Raw genomic sequence first — 26201 nt, forward strand, 5'->3', positions numbered from 1 at the left:
ACAAAAAAAATTAAAACATACCTCATACATGGGATTATTTAACTGGTTTACGCAAGAAGTTGCCATTGATTTAGGCACAGCGAATACCCTGATTATACATAACGACAAAGTGGTTGTAGATGAACCGTCTATTGTGGCTTTCGATCGTACAACAAACAAAGTAATTGCTATAGGCCGTCAGGCGATGCAAATGGAGGGCAAAACCCACGACAACATTAAAACTGTTCGCCCATTAAAGGATGGTGTAATTGCCGATTTCAACGCTGCAGAAGCGATGATTAAAGGTATGATCCGTATGCTTAATGGCGGTAAAGGCTGGATGTTTCCTTCTTTACGTATGGTAATCTGTATCCCATCGGGCATTACCGAGGTAGAAAAACGTGCCGTACGTGACTCTGCAGAAATTGCAGGCGCAAAAGAAGTTTATCTAATCCATGAGCCAATGGCTGCTGCTGTAGGTATCGGGATTGATGTGGAAGAACCAATGGGTAATATGATTATCGATATAGGTGGCGGTACAACTGAGATTGCTGTTATTGCTTTATCTGGTATTGTTTGCGATCAGTCTATCCGCGTTGCGGGAGATAACTTTGACTCTGATATTGTAAATTATATCCGCCGCCAGCATAACATTATGATTGGTGACCGTACGGCTGAAAAAATTAAAATTGAGGTTGGTGCGGCTTTGCCTGAGTTACAGGATGCACCTGCTGACTTTGCTGTTCAGGGACGTGATTTAATGACAGGTGTTCCAAAACAGATAACAGTTTCTTATACAGAGATTGCGCACTGTTTAGATAAATCAATTTCTAAAATTGAAGAAGCGATTTTAAAAGCTTTAGAGATTACACCTCCAGAACTTTCGGCTGATATTTACCAAACAGGTATTTACTTAACCGGCGGTGGAGCTTTATTAAGGGGCTTAGATAAACGTGTGGCGGCTAAAACTAAATTACCTGTTCACGTTGCCGAAGATCCGCTTCGTGCCGTAGTTAGAGGTACGGGTATTGCCCTTAAAAACATTGGTGGCTATAAATTCTTAATGCAATAACATTTAGTTTGAAGTTTGGGGTTGTGAGCTTGGAGTTTTCCACTCAGACCCCAAACTTTTAACTCCCAACTCAATACTCGAATGCGTAACCTTTGGATTTTCATAAGCAGATACAACGCATTTTTCCTGTTTATCATTTTTTTTATCCTGGGTATTTCGCTCACGTTAAAAAATAATGCCTATCAAAGAAGTGTAACCTTAAACTCCAGCAATGAAGTGGTGGGCACAGCTTATGAGCGCCTGAATGTTTTTAAAAGGTACCTAAACTTAGGAATGGTAAACGATAGCCTGGCCGCTGAAAATGCAAGGCTCAAAACAAATTTATTGGCCCTAACCACTGTTGATTCGGCTAAAGAAATTAAGGTAATTGATACTTTAACCAAACAACAATACACTTATCTGGCCGCTAAAGTAGTTAAAAACTCAGTTACACTCCGCAATAATGTAATGACGATTAACAAAGGTACTTTGGATGGAATTAAAAGCGGAATGGCTGTAATTGCCCCACAAAGAGGTGTTGTTGGCTTTATCAGGGATGTTTCTGATCATTTGGCTACCATCCAATCTTTATTGCATAAAGACACTAAAATAAGTGTTATTGTTAAAAAAAGTCAGGCTTTAGGATCGTTGGTTTGGGGAGATGGAAATTTTGATATCCTGAAAGCTTTTATTAAAGAAGTACCCAACCACATTAAAATGAATGTTGGCGATTCTATCGTAACTTCAGGATATGGTTCTTTTCCTAAAGGCATTTTGGTGGGCAGAATTAGTAAAACAAATGTTGCAACAAATGATAATTTCCTCTCAGCAGAAATAAATTTATTTACCGATTTTAGCACATTGCAATATGTATATGTAGTTAAAGATAAAACAGCTGAAGAGCAAAAAGCTTTAGAAAGCCTGGTTAAACCAAATGAATAGCAGAATTATAATTGTAAATATTATCAGGTGGGTTCTACTCCTTTTTGTGCAGATTTTCCTGCTCAAAAACATGGGCTTTTACGACCTCTCTACACCATTTATTTACGTATTGTTTTTGTTGCTTCTTCCTTTTGGCATTCCTAATATTTTATTATATCTGCTGGCTTTTGGAACTGGCTTAACTCTTGACGCCTTTTACGATACAATGGGCGTACATGCTACCGCTTGTGTTGTGCTTGCATTTGTAAGGATATCTTTTATTTCCATCAGCTTAAACCGGGATGCAATTGACGATCCTGAACCTTCTTTAAGCTATATGGGCTTTCAGTGGTTTTCTTTATACACATTGCTTTGTGTTTTAGCCCACCACCTGGTTTTATTCTTTTTAGAAACGTTTAGGTTAACAGAAATTGGTTATACCTTAATGCGATGCGGCTTAAGTTGTATCTTTACACTGCTTATTATTTTATTGGTAGAGTTTATATTCTATAGAAGAACATCCCGCTAATGGAGCAATTATTCAATCGAAAATATATCATTCAAGGATTATTTATTGTAATCGCCCTGATTTTATTGGGAAAGTTATTCTATATCCAGATCATTAGTGATAAAGCTTTTGCTTCGGCAGAAAGTAATGTTTTGCGTAAGGTTTATAAATATCCCGCCCGCGGTGCAATTCTTGACCGAAACATGAAGGTTATTGTACAGAATGAGCCTGTTTACGATTTAATGGTTATCCCCAACGAAGTTAAACCATTTGATACCCTGGCCCTTGCAAATGCACTGGGGATTACCCCTGATGGAGTTCGTAAAAGACTAAACAAAGCAAGAATTCAATCTAATTACCAATCGACCTTTTTTGAAAGACAAATATCGGTGGAGAGTTATGCGCGTTTGCAGGAAATTATGTACCGCTTCCCAGGATTCAGAACGCAGGACAGAACGGTAAGACATTATCCGGATAGTGTTGGCGGACAATTATTTGGATGGGTAAAAGAAGTAAGTCAGGAGGATATTGATAAGTCTGAAGGTTACTATAAACCCGGAGATTTTATTGGAAAAAGTGGTCTTGAACGTTCATATGAAGATTTTCTTCGTGGAGAACGCGGTGTAATTAATACCCTGTACGATGCCCGCAATGTGGCACAGGGAAGTTACGCCGGAGGAAAATACGATATAAATGCGGTTTCAGGTGAACGCCTAATTTCTTCATTGGACATTAGAATCCAGAAATTGGGTGAAGAGTTGATGCAAAATAAAGTAGGCGCAATTGTTGCCATCGAGCCTGCCACAGGCGAAATACTGGCTTTTGTAAGTAGTCCGGGTTTTAATCCAAATAAATTTGTTGGAAAAAACTGGGGCAATGGTTATATGGATTTGATGCGTAACCCTTACCGTCCGCAAATAGTTCGTCCAATTCAAGGTTTCTACTCGCCGGGTTCGTCTTTTAAACCTGTAGATGCATTAGTTGCTTTACAGGATGGCGCCATAGATCCTTCCACTACGTTCTTCTGTCCTGGTTATTACATGGCCGGCAATCATAAAGTTAAATGCGAACACGTTGATGGTACCATTAACATGCAAAGGGGTATTGCCAGAAGTTGTAATACGTATTTCTGCCATGTTTTTCAAAATATTATCACCAAAAATGGCATGAAAAACCAACGCCAAACCTTTGCGCACTGGCACGAACAAATTGCTAAGTGGGGTTTTGGCCAGAAATTAGGTATTGATATGCCTTTTGAAAAGGGCGGTATTTTCTACACAGGAGATCACTTTGATAAAATTTATGGAAAGCGCTGGGGTTATACCACGGTTATATCTCAGGCCATCGGACAGGGCGAGATCACTTCTACCCCACTACAAATGGCTAATGTTATGGCTGCGATAGCAAACAGAGGCTATTATATTAAACCACATTTGATTAAAGGAATTGGCGACAAGAAAATGGTTAAGAAAGAATACGTAACCAAAAATTATGTTGGCGTTGATGAAAAATATTTTACTCCGGTTATTGAAGGGATGCGCGATGCTGTAAACAGTGCATGGGGAACGGCAAAACAATCTCAAATTCAAGGCATTACCATGTGTGGAAAAACAGGAACAGTTCAGAATCCTCATGGTAAAAACCACTCGGTGTTTATTGGTTTTGCGCCTATGGACAATCCTAAAATTGCCATTGCGGTTATTGTAGAAAATGGCGGTTTCGGTGGAACCTACGCGGCTCCAATTTCAAGTTTTATTGTAGAAAAATATTTAACGGATAGCATTAAGCCAAGATCGAACGGTTATACCGTAAAAGCTTTCGCAGAAACAAATCTTTTACCTGCAATTATTGAAAAGCCTAAAAAGATTAAATTAACTAAATTAGATAGTCTCGCTGTTAAAAAAGCTGACTCTATTAAAAGAATAAAAGACAGCTTGAAGGTGAAGACGGTTAAATTAACCCCACCCCTTTCATCAAAACCTAAAATAGCTGGCACTGCCGTAACGACCAAACCCGCAACTCAAAAAAAATGATTCAACAACAGGGAAATCGCTTCTTTTTTAATGTAGACTGGATCACGGTATTGATTTACATCGCCTTATGTGCGATAGGTTTTGTTAACATTTATGCATCTATTCCGCATAAAGCCGCAGCAGGTTTTGATTTTGCCAGCAGCTACGGCAAGCAACTTATTTATGTAATTACAGGATTAATCCTGGGCCTGTCTATCCTTTTATTTGATGGACGCCTTTTTAATGTTTTTGCCCCCTTCATTTACGGCATGACCTTGGTTTTATTGGTTGTTGTACTGTTTGTAGGCCGAAATGTTGGAGGTAACCAGGCCTGGATTCCCTTAGGCTCCTTTAGGTTGCAGCCTTCTGAATTTGCTAAATTTGGAACCGCATTGCTTTTGGCCAGATATGTAAGCACCTTCAATCCTAAATTCAGGGATGTTAAATCGATATTAATTGCAGCCCTTATTGTTTTAGCTCCGTTAATGCTGATTATGCTGCAACCAGATACGGGTTCAGCACTCGTGTTTCTGGCTTTCATGTTTCCGCTGTACCGCGAAGGACTATCAGGCTACTTCCTTTTAATTTTCATGGGCATGATTGTGTTATTCGTAGCAGATTTCCTTGTCCCAACTTATATCCTGATTCTGATTTTATTGGCCGTAGCCGGTCTGTTTATTTACGCAAATAAAAGAAAGCAAAAGATAATTATTTCTACGGTTTTAGTAACCTTAGTCGCCATTGGATATTTATTTCTGGTTAAGGTTGCTTATACTAAAGTTTTAGAACCACATCAGCGTACCCGTATTGAATTAATGCTGGGCCTTAAAACAGATAATAAAGGTGCGGGCTACAACGTAATCCAATCGCAAATTGCTATAGGTTCTGGTCAGGCTACCGGCAGAGGGTTTTTGCAGGGCACACAAACTAAATATGGTTATGTACCCGAGCAAAGCACCGATTTTATTTTCTCTACCATTGGTGAAGAATGGGGCTTTGCAGGATGCTCAGTTGTTATTGGATTATATGTTTTTCTGCTTTTAAGATTAATTAACCTTGCTGAACGGCAACGATCTACCTTTTCTCGTGTTTACGGTTACAGCGTTGCCTGTATCCTGTTTTTTCACGTTTTTATCAATATCGGAATGACGATTGGCATTATTCCGGTTATAGGTATCCCATTGCCCCTGATAAGTTACGGAGGTTCTTCGCTCTGGAGTTTCACCATATTGATATTTATATTCCTTAAACTGGACTCTAACAGAATGGGCTTTATTTAGTTAAGCGGTTTAACTACTTAATACGTCACCCTGAATTTATTTCAGCGTCTTTCCGGCTTAAAAGGATGCAAGACAAAAAGTATGAAGAGTAATTTCCTTTAATTAATGACAACACCGATCAAAAGCTGGGGCTATTAAAATAATTAGGAAATGAACATTGGTAATCCTTAGGAAGTTGTAGCCCCGCTCCCGTTGCTGCCCGATGAAAAATCATGGCATCCACTCAGATCGGGTTTAGGCACAACGTTAGTTCTTTAATGCACTGTTCTTATATCTCTAAACCTGATTGAAGCGGCATTCCGATTTTTTCTATCGGGATACAGCGTAAAGCAGGAACAAAGCCTCCGAAGCGCTACAGCCTTTACTTTCCTAAAACAAAAAAATTCACTTGATTGGTGACAACACCAACCAAAAGCTGGAAAAAGTAGGATCGTCACCCTGAATTTATTTCAGGGTCTTTATTGCTTAATAAGATGCTGTAATAAATTCAGCAAGATGAAAAGCATGAAAAATAACTTTATCTGAATTCTCCTTTAGCTGGTGTTTTCACCGGCTAATTAATTTTATTTTATTGATGACAACATCGACCCAAAGTTGGACCTATTAAAATAATTAAGAAATGAACATTGGTAATCTTTAGGAAGCTGTAGCCCCGCTCCCGTTGCTGCCCGATGAAAAATCGGGGCATCCACTCAGATCGGGTTTAGGTACAACATTAGTTCTTTAGTGCACTATTCTTATATCTCTAAACCTGATTGAAGCGGCATTCCGATTTTTTCTATCGGGATACAGCGTAAAGCAGGAACAAAGCCTCCGAAGCGTTACAGCCTTTGCTTTCCTAAAATAAAAAACCACTTGATTAGTGACAACACCAACCAAAAGATGGATCCTCACCCTGAACTTATTTCAGGGTCTTTCCCGCTAAAAAGATGCTGTAATAAATCCCAGCCTAACGCTAAACAATGAAAACCGGCTAAGAACTAAACCTTCTGTTCAGCAACTCATAAAACTGATCGACTGTAGCTTGTTTTGCTGCCCAGTTATTTTTAACAGCATAATTATTTTGTAAAAAGCTATCTGCTGCTTCAAAACTGTTCATCCGGTTCACTAAATCTATAGCTTCAGAATATGCCATATTGTAACCGCTGAAAAGATCTTTAATAAACAGCAGTTTCTCGTTTAAATTTATGCCTTGTTTTAAATCCTGAATTGGGGCTTTTACCTGTTCAGTTTGACTGTTATTTGTTTTAGATAAGAGATCGTTTAAGGTCGGTACAGGCTTTTCTGAAATTGGCTGTACAGGAGGTTTAACAGGAATGGCTTCTGGAATAAAAATTGGGCGTTCATCAACTGGTGGAGAAATAACAGGTTCATCTAAATCTATCCCTTTTAATTGTTCAATGGGCTCCTCTAATTTTTCTTCAATAACCGAAACTTCTATTTCAGGTACTATTGCCTCTGGGGCTTTAATTTCTTCCTGTTCCTCAACCGAAATTAAAAATGGTTCAGGGCCAATTTCATCCTCATCCGCAACAGAAATTTCATTTTCTGCTTTTACCGGCGCATCTTCTTTTTCATGAATCTTTTTCTTCTGCGCCAAGATTTCTTCTTCCTCTTTACTTAAAGGCCTGTCGAAAATTTGCTCTACAGATTTTTCTTCATAATCAAACTTATCATCTGCATCATCCTTGCTCAAAATAAATTCAAAAGGATGATCTTCCTGATCTGGTTTAAAGAAATCTTTTTTCAGGAAAGTTTCGGTCGTTTCTTCGTGGATTTTCTCCTCATCAAAAACTTCCTGTTCCGGTTTTATATCTATACGTTCTTCCTCTTCTTCGGCAGCAGCTATTTCGTTTAAATCTAAATCTGAAACCTTGGTTTCTTCAATAAAGTTATTTTCAGCAGGTTTAAACTCGTTAACCACTTCGGTTTTGGGTGCAGCAGTAAAAATGTTTTCAATTTCTGCTTCTTCTAAAACAGGTGTATTTAAAACCGCCTTAGGTTTGTTTTCAACTTTAGTTACATTAAGTTTCTGAACAATATGAACATGATCTGAAAGGAAATTGGCATTCGCCAGAAAGAGTTCAACCTCTAAATCGTTTAATTTATCGGGATTTTGAGCAAGAAATTGATATTGCTCATTCAATTCTGTTAAAATGTTTCCTATTTTTCTAAAAATATCCTGTTGATTCATCATAAAGTTAAAACGAAATTTTAGCCGATTTATGTTGGTAACTAAGTCTTCAAAAATAACACATAATTATGATATTTGTTCGGTTTAAAAATTATAGTTCGGCTTTGAAAAAATCAAGTTTCAAACCGGCTGATACATCTTCATTTCAATAGGGCATTAAAAAAAGTGAACCATTTCACTTTAGTCTTAAAATGAATATTTAAATATTGAGCATGTTATTTAGCGAACAAAATTTTAGAAGAAGAGGCGAATTCTCAGGAAGCATAGAAGTAGTTTGTGGTTCTATGTTTTCGGGTAAAACAGAAGAATTAATCCGTCGTTTAAAGCGGGCACAGATTGCTAAATTGAATGTTGAAATTTTTAAACCGCGTACGGATACACGTTATCATGAAACGGCAGTAGTTTCCCATGATTTAAATTCAATTCCTTCAACACCTGTTGAGAGTGCTTCGGCTATTTTACTTTTAGGAACCAATACCCAGGTGGTTGGCATTGATGAGGCACAATTTTTTGACAATGAGTTACCGGATGTTTGCAATAAACTGGCCCTAAAAGGCATTAGGGTAATTGTGGCAGGGCTGGATATGGATTTTACAGGAAAACCCTTTGGCCCTATGCCTGCATTAATGGCCATTGCTGAGCACGTAACAAAAGTTAATGCGGTTTGTGTTTGCTGTGGTAATCCTGCGCTGTTTAGCTACCGTACTGTAGCCAATGATTCTACAGTTTTACTTGGCGAAAAAGAAAGTTACGAACCAAGATGCAGGGCTTGTTATAACCTGGGCAAGGGTTAACCTTCTTATCGATTAATCTGTATCTTTAATCAGCATTTTATTTTTGATATGGACAAGCAATTTAAAATCGACGCTTTTAGAAGCGGTTTAACCCCTTTTATAACTTTTAACGAAGCTGAATGGGAGATATTTACCCGGCACCTGAGTTTTTCTACCTTAAATAAAAAAGAGCATTTTGCAGTTGAGGGAAAAGTGTGCGACTACATGGCCTTTATTGTACAGGGTGCAATTCGGTATTACCATGTTAAAGACGGGGAAGAGATTACAGGTTATTTCAGCTTCGAAAATGAATTTGTAAGTGCTTATAAAAGCTTTTTAAAACGCATACCCAACACCAATTTTATTCAGGCTTTAGAAGAAACGGAGCTGGTGCTTATTTCTTATCACAACTTGCAGGAAATGCTAAACCATCCTCTATTGGCTTTGAAAATGGAGCGTTTTGGCCGCCTAATTGCCGAGCATTATATTTGTTGTTATGACGATAGGCTAACTGCTTTTATTACGCAAAGCCCCGAAGAGCGTTATACTGCACTCGAAAAAACAGCCAGAGATATCTTTCAGCGGGTTCCGCAGCACTTTATCGCCAATTTTTTAGGCATTACCCCGGTTTCTCTTTCGCGTATCCGCAGAAGAACGCTGATGCACTAAAATACTCTATTCCCACAGATTTCGCAGAGAAGAGACGTAGATTTAAGTAATCGTCATCTTATCTATTTAAAGTTGACAATTCGAAATCATTATCTTTTGTTAACGTTTTCAGTCCCTGGTACCGCATAACTTTGAGTCAATCAAAAAAGAAAAAATATGCATACTATATTAGGAGCCGGCGGACCAACAGCAAACGCATTAACCAGAGAATTAACTGCCCACAACGAAACTGTTAGATTGGTAAGCAGAAAACCAGTTGCGACTACTAACCCCAATGTAAGCTGGGTTAAAGCCGATTTGTTAAATGAAGAAGAACTCTTTGCAGCATCAGAAGGCTCAACCGTAATATACTTATGTGCCGGTTTGGTTTACGATGTAAAAATATGGCAGGAACAATGGCCAATCATTATTCAAAATGTAATTAATCTTTGTAAACGCACAGGCGCCAGGTTAATATTTTTCGATAATGTGTATATGTATGGGCTGGTAAATGGCGCCATGACAGAAAACACCCCCTACAATCCATGTAGCTTAAAAGGCGAAGTTAGGGCAAAAGTGGCTAAACAACTAATGGCCGAAAGTAATGCCGGCCACATTAATGTAACCATTGCCCGTGCTGCAGATTTTTATGGCGCCGATTCGATGAACAGTTTCTTCGATACGATGGTGCTCGATAAATTTGCCAGGAATACGAGTGCACAGTGGATTGGAAACCCGAATACTTTACACAGTTTTACCTACGTTGAAGATGCGGGCAAAGCAATGTTTTTATTAGGGCAAGCCCCAGAATCTGGTAACCAAATTTGGCATCTACCTACTGCTGCACCTTTAAAAGGAAAAGCATTGCTGGAAATGACTGCACAGATTTACGAAACCAAACCCAGTTATTCTACCATTAATAAACTGATGCTGCGTTTAGTTGGCCTCTTTAAAAAAGTAGTAGCAGGAACAGTAGAAATGTATTATCAATACGATCACGACTACCATTTCGATTCTACAAAATTCGAAAAAGCATTCAACTTTAAGCCAACAAGTTACCACGACGGTATTTTAAAACTCTCTAAAACCATGTACAAGAAACAGAATTGACGGGAATTTGACGTCAGAACTGCCTATCTTTAGCGAAATGATTTCAAATTCTGCAGCACATCAAAATACAATAAAGGAAGTTTCTATTTTGGGCTGTGGCTGGTTTGGTTTTGCCCTTGCCAAAACATTGGTAGCACAGGGTTATCAGGTTAAAGGATCGACCACCACAGCTGCCAAACTAAATTTGCTTTCAGCAGAAAACATAAAGCCTTACCTGGTTAATTTTACAGCGGAGCATATTGATGCCGAAGCTACTTTTTTTGAAGGTGATGTTCTGTTTATCTGCATTCCGCCAAAAAGAAACTCCTCAGAGCTGAATGATTATCCAAAAAAAATAAAACTGATTTTAAATGCTGCGAAAGGTAAAACAGCACAAATTGTACTGATTAGCTCGACCAGTGTTTATGCGGACGAAAACCAATCTGTAAACGAAGAAACACTCACCTGTCCCGATACCGATTCGGGCAGGGTTGTAGTGGCTGCCGAGGAAATTTTAAAAGAAGAAAACACCAACCACACCATTATCCGCTTTGCAGGATTAATTGGACCTGACCGTAATCCGGGAAGGTTTTTTGCCGGAAAAACAAATGTTCCGAATGGCCTGGCACCAGTAAATTTAATACACCAAAAAGATGCAGTTGGGATTGCAATCCGCTTGCTTGAAAAACAAGCTTTTGGTCGCATTTACCACGCTTGTAGTCCTTCTCACCCTACAAGAATGGATTTTTATACAAATGCGGCTAAAACATCCGGCTTACCCGAACCTGAGTTTATAGCAGAAAAAGAGAATTGGAAAATTGTAGAAAGTGTATGTGTTCCCACTCTTTTAGAATATAAGTTTGAGAAAAACCTCCTGTAACGCTGCGGAACGAAGCATTTGTTTTAATTGGCAATAACAAATAAAACCTATAATTAATACAGCAGGATTATTTCCTGAGATCCTTCGTGCCTCAGGATGACAAATAAAACGCCTTGTCATGCTGAGGAACGAAGCATCTGTTTTAATTGGCAATAACAAATAAAACCTATAATTTAATACACCGGGATGTTTTCTTGAGATCCTTTATGCCTCAGGATGACAAATAAAACGCCTTGTCATGCTGAGGAACGAAGCATCTGTTTTAATTGGCAATAACAAATAAAACCTATAATTTAATACAGCAGGATGTTTTCTTGAGATTCTTCCTGACCCAGGAAGACAAATAACAACTTCTTGTCATGCTGAGGAACGAAGCATCTGTTCTGATTAGCAATGACCAACATAAAAACCTATAATTTAATAAAGCAGGATTACTTCTTGAGATCCTTCGTGCCTCAGGAAGACAAATAACAACTTCTTGTCATGCTGAGGAACGAAGCATCTTCTCAAAGTTTACAAAATTAGAGGCAAAAAAATTAAGCATTTAGAATCTCGTTATTTAAAAAGTTCCATTCTTTATTTTCAAGTTCAATCAAAGCATTTTTCTTTGCTCTGGTCCATCCCTTTATTTCTTTTTCACGCTCTATAGCATGCTGAATATATTGATACCTTTCAAAATAAACTAAATAATAACAATTATACTTTTTGGTAAAGGCAAACTTTCCACCCGTTCCCTCTATATGTTGACTAAGTCTTACAGCTAAATCATTTGTTACACCAGTATATAGAACCGTTTTATTCTTATTAGTTAACATATAGACAAAATAATTGTGGTTCATATAATTATTTGCTGGTTATCCCTAAAAATAGTATTATTCTTTGAGATCCTTTGTGCCTCAGGATGACAAATAAAACGCCTTGTCATGCTGAGGAACGAAGCATCTGTTCCGAGTAGTAATAACCAGGATAAAACCTATAATTTAATAAAACAAGATTATTTCCTGAGATCCTTCGTGCCTCAGAATGACAAATAAAACGCCTTGTCATGCTGAGGCACGAAGCATCTGCTCCGATTAGTAATAACCAGGATAAAACCTATAATTTAATACAGCAAGATTATTTCCTGAGATCCTTTATGCCTCAGGATGACAAATAAAACGCCTTGCCATGCTAATCAAGGAGACCCAATAATTCTTTCTTAGTCAGACTCTTAAATAAACTTCCGTCTGTTTGAATTAAATCTTTTACCAGATCTTTTTTAGTGGCCTGTAACTTCATAATTTTTTCCTCAATCGTATCGGGACAGATTAACCGAACAGCCATTACATTTTTATGCTGCCCAATCCGGTAAGCCCTATCGATAGCCTGGTTTTCTACAGCAGGGTTCCACCATGGATCGACCAGGTAAACGTAATCTGCTTCGGTTAAATTAAGCCCAATTCCACCTGCTTTTAAGCTGATAAGAAAAACAGGAATATCAGCATTACGCTGAAAGGACGTTACCACCTCACCTCTTTTTTTCGTTTGTCCACTTAAATACTCATACCTGATTCCACGGCTTTCCAGTGCTTTTTTAATTAAATCAAGCATGGTTACAAACTGAGAGAAGACCAATATTTTATGATTGCCAACTTTACGCTCCAATTGCTCCATCAAAACCTCAATCTTCGATGAAGCCTGCAAATAAGATTTACCATCGGCCAGTAGAGCGGCAGAATTACAAATTTGCCTCAACCGGGTAATACTTTTCAAAACATGCATGGAGCTTTTAGGCAATTCATCTTCCGATTTGCCTAAAATGTAATCCTGGATTTCTTTCTTATTTGCTTCGTAAACCTCACGCTGCTCATCTCCCATCTCGCAATAAAGAACAATTTCTGTTTTATCAGGAAGCTCTTTCGCAACCTGTTCTTTAGTCCGCCTTAAAATAAATGGCTTAATTTTTCTTTGAAGTTCCAAAGCCCGTTTACTGTCTTTAAACTGATCAATTGGTGTAGAATACAGATCGGCAAATTGTTGTTTACTACCAAATAAACCCGGACAGGTAAAGGACAGTTGTCCGTATAAATCAAAGGTATTATTTTCTACAGGTGTACCGGTAATGGCTACGCGGTTACGGGCCTGCAACATCCTAACGGTTTTATATCGTTGCGACTCAGGGTTTTTAATGTTCTGAGATTCATCAAGAAAAATATAGTTGAAACGATAATCCTTTAAAAAGCGAATGTCTGATAACAATGTACCATAAGAAGTTAAGATAATTTCATAATGCACAAAACCTGCCGTACTTTTTGCGCGATCGGCACCATAAATGGTTTTAATCTTGATTGATGGTGCAAATTTTTCTACTTCAGCCTTCCAGTTAAAGATTAGTGATGCCGGAACAACAACTAAATTTACATTGTGTTTAACCTTTTTCCGCTGCGTTAAAATAAAAGCTAAAATCTGTATGGTTTTACCTAATCCCATATCGTCAGCCAAGCAGGCGCCAAAATTAAAATCATCCAGAAAATTAAGCCAGTTTAGCCCATCTTTTTGGTAATGCCTTAATTCAGCATTTAAACCTTTTGGCAATTCAACTTCCTGAATAGAATCCGGTCCTTCAAATTTCTTTTTAAAAACCTGTAATTCCTTCTGCACCTCATTATTCAGCAGCGCATCTTCGTAAAGCTCGTTTATAGATGCATATTTAATTTTATGCGTAAGTAAACTCTCTTCAACAATTTCGCCGGCACTAAAATACCCGATAAATTTCTCTATCCACTCGGCAGGCAAAATACCTTGCGTGCCGTCATCAAGCGTTACAAATTTATTTTTATTGCGAATAGATTTATGCAAGTGTTTTAAGGAAACACGCTGTTTACCAAACTTTACTTTTACCTTGGTTTCGAACCAATCCGTTCCACTTAAAACCTCTATATTAATTTCAGCCTTATGTGGATTAAGCTTATTATTTTTAAGTTGATTAAACCCTAAAATATGAATATCTTTTGTCCTCCAGGTTTCAAATGCGTCTAAAAACCAACCTTCTTCCAAAAATCGTTTCCGGTGCAGGTAAAAAGAATCATTGGTTTCCTGATCGTAAAAATGTGGATGCTGTTTTAAAATACTGGCTATAAACTGCAATTCCTTTTCTTCCTCGCGATGCAGCGTAAAAAGATTCCCTAATTTATCCTGCGCCTGAATTTGTTTTTTAGATAATACCGGAATTTCGATGTTGCCATAACGCATGACAGGCGTAATGAGGATATAATCTTCAGATTCGGACAGGTAAACCAGTTGCTCATTCTCCAAATCAAAACCTTTTTCTTCAATCTGGCTTTTTGTAGCCGGTTTCAGATAAGAATAATCTACATGAATGCTTCCCTCCAGCTGGATAAGGATATTTTTCTGGAATTCGGTATATTTGGTTTTATGCAAAACCAAACGGTTGCTTTGCTTCTTAAAGAAACCAATAACCCTTACAAAATCTGCCCGGTTTATAAAGTAAAGTGTATCTTTTAATTGTACAAAATAATCATGCTTAACTACTAAATTATCCAGTCCATAAGTATTTCCTTCAATCATTAACCGCCCGCTAATGTCGAAATAATCTCCTTTTTGGGCTACCGACAATCTTAAATCGGTATCCAGTACTTTAATTTGTACGGGAATGATAGACGATGCCTGAACATTGGCAGATTTCTTTGCATCGTGCAGGTAAATTGAAAGGTTTAATGGGTTTTTAACAATGGCTTTTAAAGCATCAAGCTCAGCCTCGCTTTGTTCGGCATTATAATTTTGCTGAAACTTAGTTACGCCGCTATAAAATTTCAATTCATCGCGCTCATTAGTTTTGAATACCAAAGTAGAAGGATGAACATTATTTAAAGGATTTTTAACCTTCCCAGTTTTAGTTGTTTCAGCTTGATATAACTCAACAGTAAGGTTATTATAATAACGATGATAACCTAAAACCACAATCATTTTAAGCTGCTCCGCGTGATCACTTTTTGCCGTCTTTTTAGCTTTTGTTTGCGGCAATAAAATTGATGAAAGTATTTGTTGTGATTCCTTATCGAAAGGTTGGAGGGCATCCATTATGGGTTTAATTACAGCAAGCCCATCCTTGTAATTAACCTTAAAAAGAGTATCCAGTTCTGTTTCATGCTCTAAACCATAATCGGCAGCAACTTTTCTTATTTTTTCTGTTCTAAAATTTTCATCAAAAAAAATCTGCAGTTCGGGGCGCTTTAAAATATTATACAAAACCTGTGCCTGGTGTTCGCAAAGTTTATTTTTTGGTGCAGTACACCTGCAGGAAAGTTTAACATGATTTTCACTTTGCTGAACCTGAACAATTGGAAATGGTAAAGCTGATGTGTCGTGACTAAAGGCACCAAAATCTATTTCTATCTGCACCGGAAAAAGATTATAAAAACCTTTTAAATCAGTATAAATTTGTTGGTTAAGGTGTTTTAAAATATACAGGTTGCTCAAATCCTTCAGGTTAAAATCCTTTAAAATATAATCGTAAGGATTTCCTTCTGTTGGTTGATTTTCGGCAAACTGTCCCTGCATTTATGCTAAATTATTTAGGGAATAAAAGTAAGGATTTATAAAAATTAATAAGATTTTTAGTGGCAGTTTTTTTGGACATTATTTAAGTCTTAGTACTCTACCGGATTATTTGTTTAAGGCGAGATTCTGTTTAATCTTTTCAACAATATCATCAATTACCGCTGGCGACTTTAAAATTTTATAATGCCCTATGTTCTCGTACGAACGGGATTGTATTGTTGCATTTGCATCTAAAAACTCTTGCAGGTACGGCAAGGGCGAAATGTGGTCTTCAGGATCAAATGCCAAGAAATGATTCGGGTTTTTGTCCGAATGGTATAAATCAACCAGGTTAAAATAATCTGCTGAAACCGGAAATTCGTTACTAAAGTTTTGAAAAAATATTTTCTGAACGTTTTGCTCAATATTTATAGAATTTAAGCTTTGTTCAAAGTTTTCTTTCAACCTGATTAATGGCGCAATACTGATTAAAAGCTTGGGTTTAATTCCGGTTTCCTGGATGGCTAAAACATTTGCCATTCCGCCAAGAGAATGGCCGATTATAATATCAGGTTGGGCATAGTTTTTTACTATTGCCTCAACTGATTTGGCGTACAACATTAAATTAGAAAATTCAGAAACGGAACTTCCATTGCCGGGCGCATCAAAAGTGATGATTTCCACATCATCAATCTTTCTTAATTCCGTAATCAGTTCAAAAAAATCTGCTGCTTTTGATGCCCATCCATGGGTTAACAATACTTTATTCTCTCCTTCTCCCCAACTAAAGCAATTTATGGTTAAATTGGTTTGGGTAAAATAAGTATCGTACACTTCGAGGCTAAATTTCTTAGCTTCATCCAATAAGTTTTGCTGATGCAACCTTAAAGGCATTTTTGGGGCATAGAAAACAAAACTCCGAATTAATTTATCCGCATTGATATTTTGCAGGTGAGCATGATTTATATCTGCTACGATTTGCTTTAACTTTTTCAACCGATCCGGATAAATTAATACAAGTTTAAATATTCAATTAAAATGTTAAACCAATAAGCCCTTTAAATCTGCGGGAGAATAGTTTATTGATTTCAGTGTCTTATCGTCTGATGTTCTGAAAACTAAAAACAATCCGTCTATTTCTTTATAATAAGATTCCGTTTGGTCTTTATCCATATAAAACTGGATGGTTTGCTCTGCTTCTTCAACTGTTTTACAAGCTTTACTCATATTTGAACGGTGAACCTCATCAAACAATGTTTTAAACTTGCCCCCTAATCCAAATTCGTGGATAGCGCCAGCCAAAACGTACTGTAAATCGCACAAAGCATCTGCTACTTCAACCAAATCATCATTTTCTACGGCTTCCTGCAATTCTTTTAATTCTTCAGCTAAAAGAGAAATACGAAGATTAGCTCTTTGTTTTGAAGGGATTACCGGATTAGTTAATATTGGATGTTTAAAGGTTGTATGAAATTCAGCAACCTGGTTTAATGAATTCGTTTCTTGCATAACAAATGTTTGATTTTATTGTTGGCAAACTTAAAAAAATCAAAGTAAATAATTTCGTTAATTTATGCACACAAGACATAAACGACATTCATATAAAAATTTATGGTCGTTAAAAAATAGCCTGATTTATTTATTCTCTCTTATGATTTTAAAAAAATCTTCTTTGTAAGTTTCTCCAACCGGAATTGCCTGATCGTTTATAAAAACCGTATTTCCATCAATCATTCTAATTTTTTCGATAGAAACAATGTAAGATTTATGAATACGGTAAAAAGGAGGCTGAGGCAGTTGAATTTCAAGTTCGCGTAAAGCCTGGTAGGTTACTATCCGTTGGTTTGCAGTATAAACAGAAACGTAATTCTTTAGCCCTTCAATGTATAAAATCTCATCGTAATTAACTTTGATAAACTTATTCTTGGTATCCCCTTTAATAAAAATAAAATCATTTGTTTGAGCAGTTGCCGTGCTTACGTTCCCGGCTTGAGGAGATACAACAGGCTCTAATATTTGCTGCGCTTTTGAGGCTGCCTTATAAAAACGTTCATAAGAAATTGGTTTAAGCAAATAATCCACCACATCTAAATCAAAACCTTCCAAAGCGTACTCAGGATAAGCCGTTGTAAGTATTACTTTGCACTTCCCTCCGCAAATTTTAAGAAACTGGATTCCTGTTAATTCGGGCATCTGAATATCCAGAAACACCAAATCAATTTTCCCTTCCTGAACCAGGTTTAAAGCTTCAAAAGGACTTGTTGTTGTTCCAACGAGCTCCAAAAATGGCGTTTTATGGATAAAGGAAGCGATAATATCTGACGCATAAGATTCATCATCAACGGCAAGGCAGCGGATCATATTTTGGAATTTAGGTTATTCAAAACTAAGAGAAAAGAATTATAGATTTATAATTAACGTTGTTTTATACGTGTTGCCATTGTTAGAAATTAACAACTCGTGTTTTTCAGGGTAAATTAAATCCAGTCGCCTGTGAATATTAACTAAACCTACGCCACTGGAGTGATCTTTTTGGGCATGACTGATTTTATTGCTCACCTCAAAGCTTAATCTTTTATTCTGAACTTTTAAATTAATGCGCACAGGTTGTGCCTGGTCATTCACAATACCGTGTTTAAAAGCATTTTCAACAAAAGGAATTAGCACCAAAGCAGCCACTTTCTGATCAGAAACACCTTCAGTATTAAATTCAACAAAAAATTTTGGTTCAAAGCGCATTTTAAAAAGTTCAATATAGCTTTCCAGGTAATCTACTTCTTTATCAAGTCTTACTTGCCCGTCAGGACTTTCAGTTAACGTGTACCGCATTAAATCAGAAAGACGAAGCACTGCATTTGCCAGCTTATCAGAAACTGGAATGGCGAGCGAATACACATAATTTAAGGTATTGTATAGAAAATGTGGGTTAATTTGCGATTTTAAAAAGGCCAGCTCTGATTTTACCACTTCATCCTTGAGCTTTAGATTAGTACGCTCAGTTTCGAAACTTAATTTTGCTCCATATATAGCCGCTGGCACTACAATAAAAGCTAAACTGAAATAAATATTATCAGTTATGTAGTACCATATGGGCGTATCATCAGAATAGTTATGCCTATTAAACCATTTTAAGAACAAAACCTCCTCAATAAGGTAGCGCATTGCGATAAATATACATATGGCTAACAAAATGCCTCCTATGAGTTGCAGGCTTTTTCCACGTTTTAAAAATTTTGGGTATACCCAAAGGAAACAGATGTAAAATTCTGCTATCTGAGTAAAATTCATCGAGTAACTAAATATAGCCTGCTTAAATGGAACTCCGTTGATAATATCGGAGCCATAGAAGTATCCTAATACAAGTACCCAGCAAATGATGTGGATTAAAACAATGCGTGTTTTTTTCATGGTCTAAAACTATCAAAAGCTTTTTCAACTACCTATTTTCTTATTCCAAACTTGTAAAAAATTATCCCAACACCCGTTTTTTCTATTCGAACCCAAAATTAACCTCAATTAAGGTTTGGGATAATATTTTGAGGGGTTGAGATTATTTAATTCCCGGGCTTGTGCCAAGCCTGCACCTTTGAATCATAATCAAAAACAATATTATGAATTCAATTATGAAACCTTTCCCATTAACTCTTACTCCATTAAAGCTTATAATTCCATTAAAAGCACAGACGCAAAAACAAGTATCTAAATAAGATTATCTAATATCAATAACCAGACATAATGAAAATTCTACTAAAATTAAGTTTCTCAATTACCCTGATGTTTTGCCTGCAAATTGCGAGGGCACAAACCATTAAAGTGAGCGGCAGCGTAACCGATCAAAATAAAAAAGCATTAAGTTATGCATCGGTATCCCTTATTCATCTGCCAGATTCTGCCGTGATTAATTTAAGGGCAACCGGCGAGAATGGAACCTATGAATTTAAGGCTAAGGCCGGAAAGTATTTAATTAAAGCACTTACAGTAGGTTATCAGAAAAATCAAACACCAGCTTTCGAAATTACAGGCAGCGATATTAACGTACCGGCAATTGCACTAACGGAGATTAGCCAACAGCTAAAAGAGATTACGATTGCATCTAAAATGCCAGTGATCAGTCAAAAAGCCGATCGGGTTATTGTAAATGTTGAGCAGATGAATACTGCTGGCGATAATGCACTTGAAGTGTTAAGCAGGGCGCCAGGGGTTAGATTAGATAAAGACGATAACATTATATTAAAGGGTAAAAGAGGGATTAATGTGATGATTGATGGCAAAATGAGTTACATGAGCGGCGCAGAACTAACTACTTACTTAAAATCGTTACCCGCAACGGTATTAAGTAAAATAGAACTCATATCCAACCCACCAGCTTCTATGGATGCTGCTGGAACGGCTGGTGTAATTAACATTAAATTGAAAAGAAATACCATGCAAGGATTCAATGGCAGTATGAACCTGGGTGGAGGGTACGGTAAATATGAAAAGGTGTATGGTGGAACCAACCTCAATTACAATATTGGTAAAGTAAGCACATATGTTCGTTTAAATGCCGGACATTATAATTCTTTCAACCGCTTAACTTTAAAGCGCACAATTGAAGATGAACAATATAATCAGGTAAATTTCTGGCATCCGGTTACAAACAGCCTGGATTATTCTACAGGGGCCGATTATTTTGCAAGCAACAAACATACATTTGGCATAATGCTTAAAGGCAGCACCGGGCCTTATAATACCAAAGTTAACAGTACTTCTGTAAATTATAATCCATCAGGCACCAAGGCTGGTGGCACAGAAATGTTTAACCCTCAAACTAATAAAGAAAATAACCATGCCCTGAATTTAAATTACCGCCTAAAAACAGACAGTGTTGGTGGTCAGCTTGGTTTTGATGCGGATTATGTTAGGTACAACAATGGAAAAAATGAAACTTTTACCAATACCTACCTAAATGCCACCGATCAAATTATTGGAAATCCTGTTGATTTGAGAAGCAATGGCATGGGCAACGTTTCCATCTATTCAATAAAGGCTGATTATACCCTTAATTTTTCTAAAAACTTTAAAATGGAAGCCGGATTAAAAAGCAGCTGGGTGCAATCAAAAAGCGACATTGGTTTTGATTCTTTAAAAACCAATGGCTGGATGAACGACCCACGCAGAACAAACAAATTTCAGTATAAAGAAAATATAAATGCAGGTTACATTTTGCTTAATAAAAGTTTTAAAAATTTTGAAATAAACGCAGGTCTGCGTGCCGAACAAACTTTGGGCAACGGCAGTTCTTCAGGAACCAATACGTTGATAAACCGCAAATACTGGAAACTTTTCCCATCTGTTTTTGCTTTATTAAAAATAGATTCGAACAACCAGGTAACAGCCGCCTACCGCAAAAGTATTAACCGCCCATCATACAACAGCTTAAACCCTTTTACTTTTTATACCGATCCATACACGGCGATACAGGGAAATCCATTTTTACAGCCATCTTACTCAAATAGTTTCGAGATTAATTATTCATTTAAAAATTTCAGGCTGTTAACTTTAAGTTATTCGCGCGGAAACCAGTCGATATCTGAAGTTATCTATCAAAATGATATAACCAAAGAAAGTATTACTCATCCTGAAAATTTAAGCAGCACTACAAATTTTTATGCCGCCACAGGAAGTCCTTTTGATGTAACCAAATGGTGGAATAACAGTAGCGAGGTTTCTTTAGCCTACAATAAAACAGAATCGCCAATACAAGGAAATGGGTATAACAATTCATCATGGAGTTGGTTTTTAAACACCGATAACACCTTTACTTTACCAAAGGGCTATAGTTTATCTTTATATGCCTATTACGACTCTCCCTCTGTATCGGGCATGTTTAACAATTTAGGAAGCTATCAGGTAAATATTGGCGCCAAAAAAATCTTCTGGAAAAAGAATGCAACATTGGCTTTTAAGGTAAATGATGTTTTTAAAACAAGTGCATTCAGGGCTAACCTGATATACAACAACGTTAACACTTATTGGAAAAACGAATGGGAAAGCCGCAAAGTTTCATTAAACTTTACCTATAAATTCGGGAATACGAAAATTAAAACGGCCCGCAACAGAAAAACAGGTACAAGCGATGAAGAAAGTAGAGTTGGAAATTAAGTTTCCAACTCTACCAGGAATTACTGCAATTTTATGTGCTGTTATTTATAAAACCAATAACATCCAAACGTTGCAAGCAAAATGACCTGAATTACCTAAAGGGCCGGATAAAGCTTTAAATCCGGCCTTTTCATATAAACCAATTGCTGTGGAGAGTTCAGGAAAAGATTCCAGGTAAACTTCATTATAACCCAATTGTTGCGCAGATTCTATGCTTTTTTCCATCAGTTTTTTACCAATTCCCTTTCCTCTTGAAGCAGGAGAAAGGTAAAATTTCACCAGTTCTACGCAGCCATCAGGTAAACCTTCTGTTGGGAAAATGCCGCAACCACCCAATAAAACACCATCCTCTTCTGCCAGCCAATAAGCAGCTTTGGGGTTTTTAAATACCTCAGATAAATGATCAGTTGTGGGGTCAGAATAAACCGTTCCTATTTTTTCGATATTAAATTCCTCAAATACATTTCTGATCAATCCAGCAAGTGCTTTATTATCTTTTTCTTCTATTTTACGAAAAGTAATGCTCATAATTGTTTTTTAGTAAAGTTACAAAATTCAGGTACAGCTTATTAAAAAGTTCAAACAAAATGTGGTCAAAAATTCTTTAATAAGAGTAAAACAGATCACAATATGGAAAACGAGAAAAAAACAACTGAGGAAACTCCAAAAAACCCAGCACATCCAAAACCTTCTGATGAGGTACAATTAGATATTGAAACAGTTACACCCCAAACCGAAAAAAATGCAGGCCAAGCTAATCCTAAAGCAGATCAGGTTAAGCCCGATAAACCTAAAGAAGAATCTGCAGCAAAGAATCCTGAAAAAGACGAAGATAAAGGAGAGGATATTGAAACGGTTACGCCATAAAAAACATCTTATGGCTCAACTGAAATAGTTTTACTATTTTGGCGTTATGATTAACATGAAACAAAAAATATTGCTTTGCCTTTTAACAATTTCCATGTTCGGATGTGGAATAAACAGGCAGGCACAACAAATAAAAGCGCTGGAAGACTGCACTTATAAAATTACCAGCGTACAGCAGGTTTCCATTGCAGGCACTGATATTAAACGATTATTAGATCAGCAGGATTTTAGTTTAACGAGCTTACCTGGAGTAGCACTGGGTTTATTGAGAAAAGATATTCCTTTAAGGGCAAACCTTAATCTCGAAATTTCGAATCCTTCTACAAAATTAGCTGCCATTAATCAGTTTGAATATAAAATTTTAGTGAACAATACGGATTTGGCCGAAGGCATTGTAAACCAAAACGTAAGTATTGCACAAGGTCAAACGGTAACCGTTCCGGTACAACTTAACAGTAACATTTACGGACTAATTTCTAACGGAAATATGTTTAATGATATTATTAAAGCCGCGAAGAGAGGAAGTACATCTAAAGATGAAAAACTGGGCTTGCTGACGATCAAAATCAGACCAACTTTTATGCTTGGAAATACGCCGGTTAAATATCCGGGTTACATTACCATTAATAAAGACATCAGCAGTAAAATTTTACTGTAAACCAAAAAGGGCCATCTAAACAGATGGTCCTTTTTGGTTCAGGTTTAAAATAATCAAACCAGCTATATATAATTAAGGCTTTCTCTTTGATTCTCTGATCATTCCATTGAAGTTGTGCGCATCCAGGCTGCTCGAAACATGTTTAGCTTCATCATCAGATAATTTCTCTGTTATAGCTGATGAACCAACTTTTAAACTTGCAATTTTACTTGTGGTGGTTGGAAAACTTCCGGTTTTAGCATAACCCAAGGCATAACTTAATAAAGTTTCACTCTCATCTCCCCAGGATTTAGTCAGGTCTTCTGAACCTACTTTATCCACCGTTAAACCTGAGTAATAGCCCCCAACACCCGCCTTATTTTTAGTTTCAAATTCAGGAATGTATAAATCCAGTTTATCGATTCTAACCGGGAAAAAGCCAACAGGTTTTCCGTAGGTTGTAGACCCAATTAATTTAACATTCATAACTGGTCTTAAACTGTTAATGGTTAACTCGCTGGCAGAAGCGGTAGCACTTGTAACTATAAAATAAATCTGGCTTAAATTTAATGTACCCTGTTTCGAAAATTTCTCTACGTTTTCACTTGCGGCAGGTGTATAATCAACATCCGCGTAAGTGGCATATTTGCCGTTTATAAAATTACCGGTTTGTAACTTCCCGTTATCATCTAATAAGGGCTGGTGTATTAACACAGATGCTTTTCGCTGTGCGTTTGTTAAATTCTGCAGGTAAGAACTGTAATAATAAGTAAACATGGTATTACCTGTTTCCACAGCTGGAGCAGCCAGGTTTACAATTTGCGCAGCGGTTGAGATGTAACCTCCTCCGTTATAACGTAAATCTACAATGAGTTCTGTTACGCCCTGTGCAGCAAAATTTGAAAAAATTGTATTTAAAGCTGCGGTTTGATTATTGGTAAAGCTGTTAAAAACAATATAACCCACTTTTTTTGCATTAACGGTATAAACATTTGTAAACAATATAGGGTTTACCGTATACGAACTGTTGGTTACTGTAACACTTTTAGAAACGCCGTTTAAATCAGTAAAAGTTATGGCAATACTGGTGTTGCTGCCAAAAAGTGCGCCATTAAGAAAATCGACGTTTGAATCGCTATAAGCTAAACTGGTACGCCCGTTAATACTGGTAATTCTGCAGCTTCTGGTTAAACCTTGCTGGGCTGCCGAAGAATTTGCATAAACATATTTAACATATAAATTTGCACCCGTTAAATCGTATAAAACTGAGAAACCAAAATCACTTTCTGTGTTTATATCTGCTTTTAATGCACCTGTTTTCCCCGCAGTACTTAAATAATCAATAAATGAATATTTTGGATTGGTAGACCTGGCTACATATTCATAGGGCTTTCCTGTGGCCGGATCATTAGAAAACTGTGTAATTGCATACAATTCCGTTTCATTGGATGCATAACTCCTTGGGTTAAAAGCATCGTAAGTTGGTAATGATGTATTCCAGTAATAAAGTTCCTTTGAATATAAAAAGATAGAATCTTTTGTCAATTCACTTCGTGTACCCGAGGGCGTAACAGTACCACCTGTTGTTGGATCGTCGGGCGTAGTTTTATTTTTTTTGCAGGAAAATAATATCCCCACACAAAGCATTAAAGCAATGGATAAGGCATTAATTGTATTGTTTTTCATATAGAGGTTTAGAATATTTTTTATAGATATACGTAGTAATCCACTAAAAAATTGTGGCACAGCTAATTTATATATTAAACCAATATAATTTTAAAAAAAATATTTATTAAAAATGTATCGTTAAACCAGATGTATTTAACGATAAAAGCACATGGAAGGATGCAAAAAGGTTAAAAACCAAAAAAGCCTCTCATTTCTGAAAGGCTTTGGAAGTGGTGCCACCTGGATTCGAACCAGGGACACAAGGATTTTCAGTCCTTTGCTCTACCGACTGAGCTATGGCACCATCCGTTTGGGATTGCAAAGGTAGTATTATTTTTTAAACATCCAATTCTTCATCATTTTTTTATTAAAAAAATTTTGAGCAGATTAATCGTCGGTAACATTCTTCAAAAAAACATATTCCAAGCCATCAACCTCGTCCATGGCTTCACCAATTTTTATAAATCCCAATCCCGAAATTAGTTTAAGCGAATCTTCATTATCCGGAGAAACTGATGCGATAAAATTCAGAACACCAAATGTTGCCTTCGCCCAATTTACAACAGCAATTACAGCCTCGGTTGCATAACCCTTCTTTCTATAATCCTCAAATATTCGATAACCCAACTCAACAGCATTATTTGCATACTCTTTTAAATATTCCGGATTTGGCTGGCTATGAAACCTAACCAAACCTACCATTTGGTTCTCTTCTGGAAGTATAATTGCCCGGGCGGCCCAAGGCAGATAATGTTCATCAGCTTCAAACTGTTTTAAAGCATACTTCAAACTGCTCGGATGATCAAACATTTCGGCTGGAATTTTAGCTTTTAATAACTCCTCCGCTCCCATTCCATCCTTTTCAAGACAATCAGAAATAACTTCCTTGTTCATTAAGCGCAGAATTAGTCTCGAAGTTATAATATCATCGGTAGGTTTATCCATAAAAGCAAAAGTGCTAAATACTTAGCAAATAATACCATACCTCAGGCAGGAATAAAAAAGGTTAAA

At 36.9% G+C, this 26201-nt stretch carries 22 protein-coding genes and 1 tRNA gene; 12 read left to right on the forward strand and 11 right to left on the reverse strand.

Features of this window, described 5'->3' with window-relative positions:
- The first annotated feature begins 28 nt into the window (after nucleotides 1–28).
- The 5 genes from R2Q77_RS11870 to rodA all read left to right on the forward strand — a co-directional run bounded on the left by R2Q77_RS11870 (nucleotide 29) and on the right by rodA (nucleotide 5751).
- Nucleotides 29–1051, forward strand: a complete 1023-nt coding sequence (locus R2Q77_RS11870) for a rod shape-determining protein (RefSeq protein WP_010601761.1) — start codon at nucleotides 29–31, stop codon at nucleotides 1049–1051.
- 81 nt (nucleotides 1052–1132) lie between these two features.
- Nucleotides 1133–1972: a rod shape-determining protein MreC gene (mreC, locus tag R2Q77_RS11875; RefSeq protein WP_316803942.1), complete on the forward strand. Its 840-nt coding sequence runs from the start codon at nucleotides 1133–1135 to the stop codon at nucleotides 1970–1972.
- Nucleotides 1965–2480, forward strand: coding sequence for a rod shape-determining protein MreD (locus R2Q77_RS11880; RefSeq protein WP_316803943.1), 516 nt, complete (start codon nucleotides 1965–1967; stop codon nucleotides 2478–2480). The genes mreC and R2Q77_RS11880 overlap by 8 nt, the downstream gene beginning before the upstream one ends.
- Nucleotides 2480–4492 (forward strand): penicillin-binding protein 2, encoded by a 2013-nt coding sequence (gene mrdA / locus R2Q77_RS11885; RefSeq protein WP_316803944.1) that lies wholly within the window; start codon nucleotides 2480–2482, stop codon nucleotides 4490–4492. Before R2Q77_RS11880 ends, mrdA begins: the two co-directional genes overlap by 1 nt.
- Nucleotides 4489–5751: a rod shape-determining protein RodA gene (rodA, locus tag R2Q77_RS11890; RefSeq protein WP_316803945.1), complete on the forward strand. Its 1263-nt coding sequence runs from the start codon at nucleotides 4489–4491 to the stop codon at nucleotides 5749–5751. Before mrdA ends, rodA begins: the two co-directional genes overlap by 4 nt.
- Nucleotides 5752–6724: 973 nt before the next feature.
- Here the strand turns inward: rodA and R2Q77_RS11895 are convergent.
- Complete coding sequence (locus R2Q77_RS11895) at nucleotides 6725–7948, reverse strand: hypothetical protein (RefSeq protein ID WP_316803946.1); 1224 nt, start codon at nucleotides 7946–7948, stop codon at nucleotides 6725–6727.
- 209 nt (nucleotides 7949–8157) lie between these two features.
- Between R2Q77_RS11895 and R2Q77_RS11900 the strand changes: the two genes are divergently transcribed.
- The 4 genes from R2Q77_RS11900 to R2Q77_RS11915 all read left to right on the forward strand — a co-directional run bounded on the left by R2Q77_RS11900 (nucleotide 8158) and on the right by R2Q77_RS11915 (nucleotide 11335).
- Nucleotides 8158–8739, forward strand: coding sequence for a thymidine kinase (locus tag R2Q77_RS11900; RefSeq protein WP_316803947.1), 582 nt, complete (start codon nucleotides 8158–8160; stop codon nucleotides 8737–8739).
- A 48-nt stretch (nucleotides 8740–8787) separates the two neighbouring features.
- Nucleotides 8788–9387, forward strand: coding sequence for a Crp/Fnr family transcriptional regulator (locus tag R2Q77_RS11905; protein ID WP_316803948.1), 600 nt, complete (start codon nucleotides 8788–8790; stop codon nucleotides 9385–9387).
- A 156-nt stretch (nucleotides 9388–9543) separates the two neighbouring features.
- Entirely contained in the window at nucleotides 9544–10476 is a 933-nt protein-coding gene (locus tag R2Q77_RS11910) for an NAD-dependent epimerase/dehydratase family protein (protein WP_316803949.1), read from the forward strand.
- 37 nt (nucleotides 10477–10513) lie between these two features.
- On the forward strand, nucleotides 10514–11335 hold the full coding sequence (locus R2Q77_RS11915) for an SDR family oxidoreductase (RefSeq protein ID WP_316803950.1): 822 nt from the start codon (nucleotides 10514–10516) through the stop codon (nucleotides 11333–11335).
- Nucleotides 11336–11871: 536 nt separating this feature from the next.
- On the opposite strand, the gene R2Q77_RS11920 is transcribed toward R2Q77_RS11915, so the two are convergent.
- The 6 genes from R2Q77_RS11920 to R2Q77_RS11945 all read right to left on the reverse strand — a co-directional run bounded on the left by R2Q77_RS11920 (nucleotide 11872) and on the right by R2Q77_RS11945 (nucleotide 19282).
- Nucleotides 11872–12174, reverse strand: a complete 303-nt coding sequence (locus R2Q77_RS11920) for a GIY-YIG nuclease family protein (RefSeq protein ID WP_410479271.1) — start codon at nucleotides 12172–12174, stop codon at nucleotides 11872–11874.
- Between the two features lie 331 nt (nucleotides 12175–12505).
- On the reverse strand, nucleotides 12506–15895 hold the full coding sequence (locus R2Q77_RS11925; protein WP_316803952.1) for a DEAD/DEAH box helicase: 3390 nt from the start codon (nucleotides 15893–15895) through the stop codon (nucleotides 12506–12508).
- Nucleotides 15896–16000: 105 nt separating this feature from the next.
- Nucleotides 16001–16870, reverse strand: a complete 870-nt coding sequence (locus R2Q77_RS11930) for an alpha/beta hydrolase (RefSeq protein WP_316803953.1) — start codon at nucleotides 16868–16870, stop codon at nucleotides 16001–16003.
- Nucleotides 16871–16915: 45 nt separating this feature from the next.
- Nucleotides 16916–17383, reverse strand: a complete 468-nt coding sequence (locus tag R2Q77_RS11935) for a nucleoside triphosphate pyrophosphohydrolase family protein (protein WP_316803954.1) — start codon at nucleotides 17381–17383, stop codon at nucleotides 16916–16918.
- Between the two features lie 126 nt (nucleotides 17384–17509).
- Complete coding sequence (locus R2Q77_RS11940) at nucleotides 17510–18235, reverse strand: LytTR family DNA-binding domain-containing protein (RefSeq protein WP_316803955.1); 726 nt, start codon at nucleotides 18233–18235, stop codon at nucleotides 17510–17512.
- A 39-nt stretch (nucleotides 18236–18274) separates the two neighbouring features.
- Entirely contained in the window at nucleotides 18275–19282 is a 1008-nt protein-coding gene (locus R2Q77_RS11945) for a sensor histidine kinase (protein ID WP_316803956.1), read from the reverse strand.
- Nucleotides 19283–19609: 327 nt separating this feature from the next.
- Here R2Q77_RS11945 and R2Q77_RS11950 point away from each other — a divergent pair, with 327 nt between their 5' ends.
- Nucleotides 19610–22018: an outer membrane beta-barrel family protein gene (locus R2Q77_RS11950; RefSeq protein ID WP_316803957.1), complete on the forward strand. Its 2409-nt coding sequence runs from the start codon at nucleotides 19610–19612 to the stop codon at nucleotides 22016–22018.
- A gap of 45 nt (nucleotides 22019–22063) precedes the next feature.
- Here R2Q77_RS11950 and R2Q77_RS11955 read toward each other — a convergent pair whose 3' ends face one another.
- Nucleotides 22064–22546 carry a GNAT family N-acetyltransferase gene (locus R2Q77_RS11955; RefSeq protein ID WP_316803958.1) on the reverse strand — a complete coding sequence of 161 codons (483 nt, stop codon included), beginning with the start codon at nucleotides 22544–22546 and terminating at the stop codon, nucleotides 22064–22066.
- A gap of 102 nt (nucleotides 22547–22648) precedes the next feature.
- Here R2Q77_RS11955 and R2Q77_RS11960 point away from each other — a divergent pair, with 102 nt between their 5' ends.
- Complete coding sequence (locus R2Q77_RS11960) at nucleotides 22649–22885, forward strand: hypothetical protein (protein ID WP_316803959.1); 237 nt, start codon at nucleotides 22649–22651, stop codon at nucleotides 22883–22885.
- 55 nt (nucleotides 22886–22940) lie between these two features.
- A complete protein-coding gene (locus R2Q77_RS11965; RefSeq protein WP_316803960.1) occupies nucleotides 22941–23543 on the forward strand; it encodes a hypothetical protein in 603 nt (200 codons plus the stop codon).
- Between the two features lie 72 nt (nucleotides 23544–23615).
- On the opposite strand, the gene R2Q77_RS11970 is transcribed toward R2Q77_RS11965, so the two are convergent.
- From R2Q77_RS11970 to R2Q77_RS11980, 3 genes are all read right to left on the reverse strand, one after another.
- Nucleotides 23616–25208 (reverse strand): S41 family peptidase, encoded by a 1593-nt coding sequence (locus tag R2Q77_RS11970; protein WP_316803961.1) that lies wholly within the window; start codon nucleotides 25206–25208, stop codon nucleotides 23616–23618.
- 213 nt (nucleotides 25209–25421) lie between these two features.
- Nucleotides 25422–25494 (reverse strand) — tRNA-Phe (locus tag R2Q77_RS11975).
- Between the two features lie 83 nt (nucleotides 25495–25577).
- On the reverse strand, nucleotides 25578–26084 hold the full coding sequence (locus tag R2Q77_RS11980; RefSeq protein WP_316803962.1) for a GNAT family N-acetyltransferase: 507 nt from the start codon (nucleotides 26082–26084) through the stop codon (nucleotides 25578–25580).
- Nucleotides 26085–26201 lie beyond the last annotated feature (117 nt).

This window comes from Pedobacter nototheniae, from assembly GCF_032678625.1.
In the GTDB taxonomy this organism is placed as follows: Bacteria; Bacteroidota; Bacteroidia; order Sphingobacteriales; family Sphingobacteriaceae; genus Pedobacter; species Pedobacter nototheniae_A.

What these genes read in the sequence shown, in the direction of transcription:
- mreC (WP_316803942.1), top strand. Translation starts at nt 1,133, where the DNA reads ATGCGTAACCTTTGGATTTTCATAAGCAGATACAACGCATTTTTCCTG.
- R2Q77_RS11900 (WP_316803947.1), top strand. Translation starts at nt 8,158, where the DNA reads ATGTTATTTAGCGAACAAAATTTTAGAAGAAGAGGCGAATTCTCAGGA.
- R2Q77_RS11940 (WP_316803955.1), bottom strand. Translation starts at nt 18,235, where the DNA reads ATGATCCGCTGCCTTGCCGTTGATGATGAATCTTATGCGTCAGATATT.
- R2Q77_RS11870 (WP_010601761.1), top strand. Translation starts at nt 29, where the DNA reads ATGGGATTATTTAACTGGTTTACGCAAGAAGTTGCCATTGATTTAGGC.
- R2Q77_RS11920 (WP_410479271.1), bottom strand. Translation starts at nt 12,174, where the DNA reads ATGAACCACAATTATTTTGTCTATATGTTAACTAATAAGAATAAAACG.
- R2Q77_RS11905 (WP_316803948.1), top strand. Translation starts at nt 8,788, where the DNA reads ATGGACAAGCAATTTAAAATCGACGCTTTTAGAAGCGGTTTAACCCCT.
- R2Q77_RS11955 (WP_316803958.1), bottom strand. Translation starts at nt 22,546, where the DNA reads ATGAGCATTACTTTTCGTAAAATAGAAGAAAAAGATAATAAAGCACTT.
- R2Q77_RS11960 (WP_316803959.1), top strand. Translation starts at nt 22,649, where the DNA reads ATGGAAAACGAGAAAAAAACAACTGAGGAAACTCCAAAAAACCCAGCA.
- R2Q77_RS11895 (WP_316803946.1), bottom strand. Translation starts at nt 7,948, where the DNA reads ATGATGAATCAACAGGATATTTTTAGAAAAATAGGAAACATTTTAACA.
- mrdA (WP_316803944.1), top strand. Translation starts at nt 2,480, where the DNA reads ATGGAGCAATTATTCAATCGAAAATATATCATTCAAGGATTATTTATT.
- R2Q77_RS11915 (WP_316803950.1), top strand. Translation starts at nt 10,514, where the DNA reads ATGATTTCAAATTCTGCAGCACATCAAAATACAATAAAGGAAGTTTCT.
- R2Q77_RS11910 (WP_316803949.1), top strand. Translation starts at nt 9,544, where the DNA reads ATGCATACTATATTAGGAGCCGGCGGACCAACAGCAAACGCATTAACC.
- R2Q77_RS11945 (WP_316803956.1), bottom strand. Translation starts at nt 19,282, where the DNA reads ATGAAAAAAACACGCATTGTTTTAATCCACATCATTTGCTGGGTACTT.
- R2Q77_RS11965 (WP_316803960.1), top strand. Translation starts at nt 22,941, where the DNA reads ATGAAACAAAAAATATTGCTTTGCCTTTTAACAATTTCCATGTTCGGA.
- R2Q77_RS11980 (WP_316803962.1), bottom strand. Translation starts at nt 26,084, where the DNA reads ATGAACAAGGAAGTTATTTCTGATTGTCTTGAAAAGGATGGAATGGGA.
- R2Q77_RS11925 (WP_316803952.1), bottom strand. Translation starts at nt 15,895, where the DNA reads ATGCAGGGACAGTTTGCCGAAAATCAACCAACAGAAGGAAATCCTTAC.
- R2Q77_RS11950 (WP_316803957.1), top strand. Translation starts at nt 19,610, where the DNA reads ATGAAAATTCTACTAAAATTAAGTTTCTCAATTACCCTGATGTTTTGC.
- R2Q77_RS11880 (WP_316803943.1), top strand. Translation starts at nt 1,965, where the DNA reads ATGAATAGCAGAATTATAATTGTAAATATTATCAGGTGGGTTCTACTC.
- rodA (WP_316803945.1), top strand. Translation starts at nt 4,489, where the DNA reads ATGATTCAACAACAGGGAAATCGCTTCTTTTTTAATGTAGACTGGATC.
- R2Q77_RS11935 (WP_316803954.1), bottom strand. Translation starts at nt 17,383, where the DNA reads ATGCAAGAAACGAATTCATTAAACCAGGTTGCTGAATTTCATACAACC.
- R2Q77_RS11970 (WP_316803961.1), bottom strand. Translation starts at nt 25,208, where the DNA reads ATGAAAAACAATACAATTAATGCCTTATCCATTGCTTTAATGCTTTGT.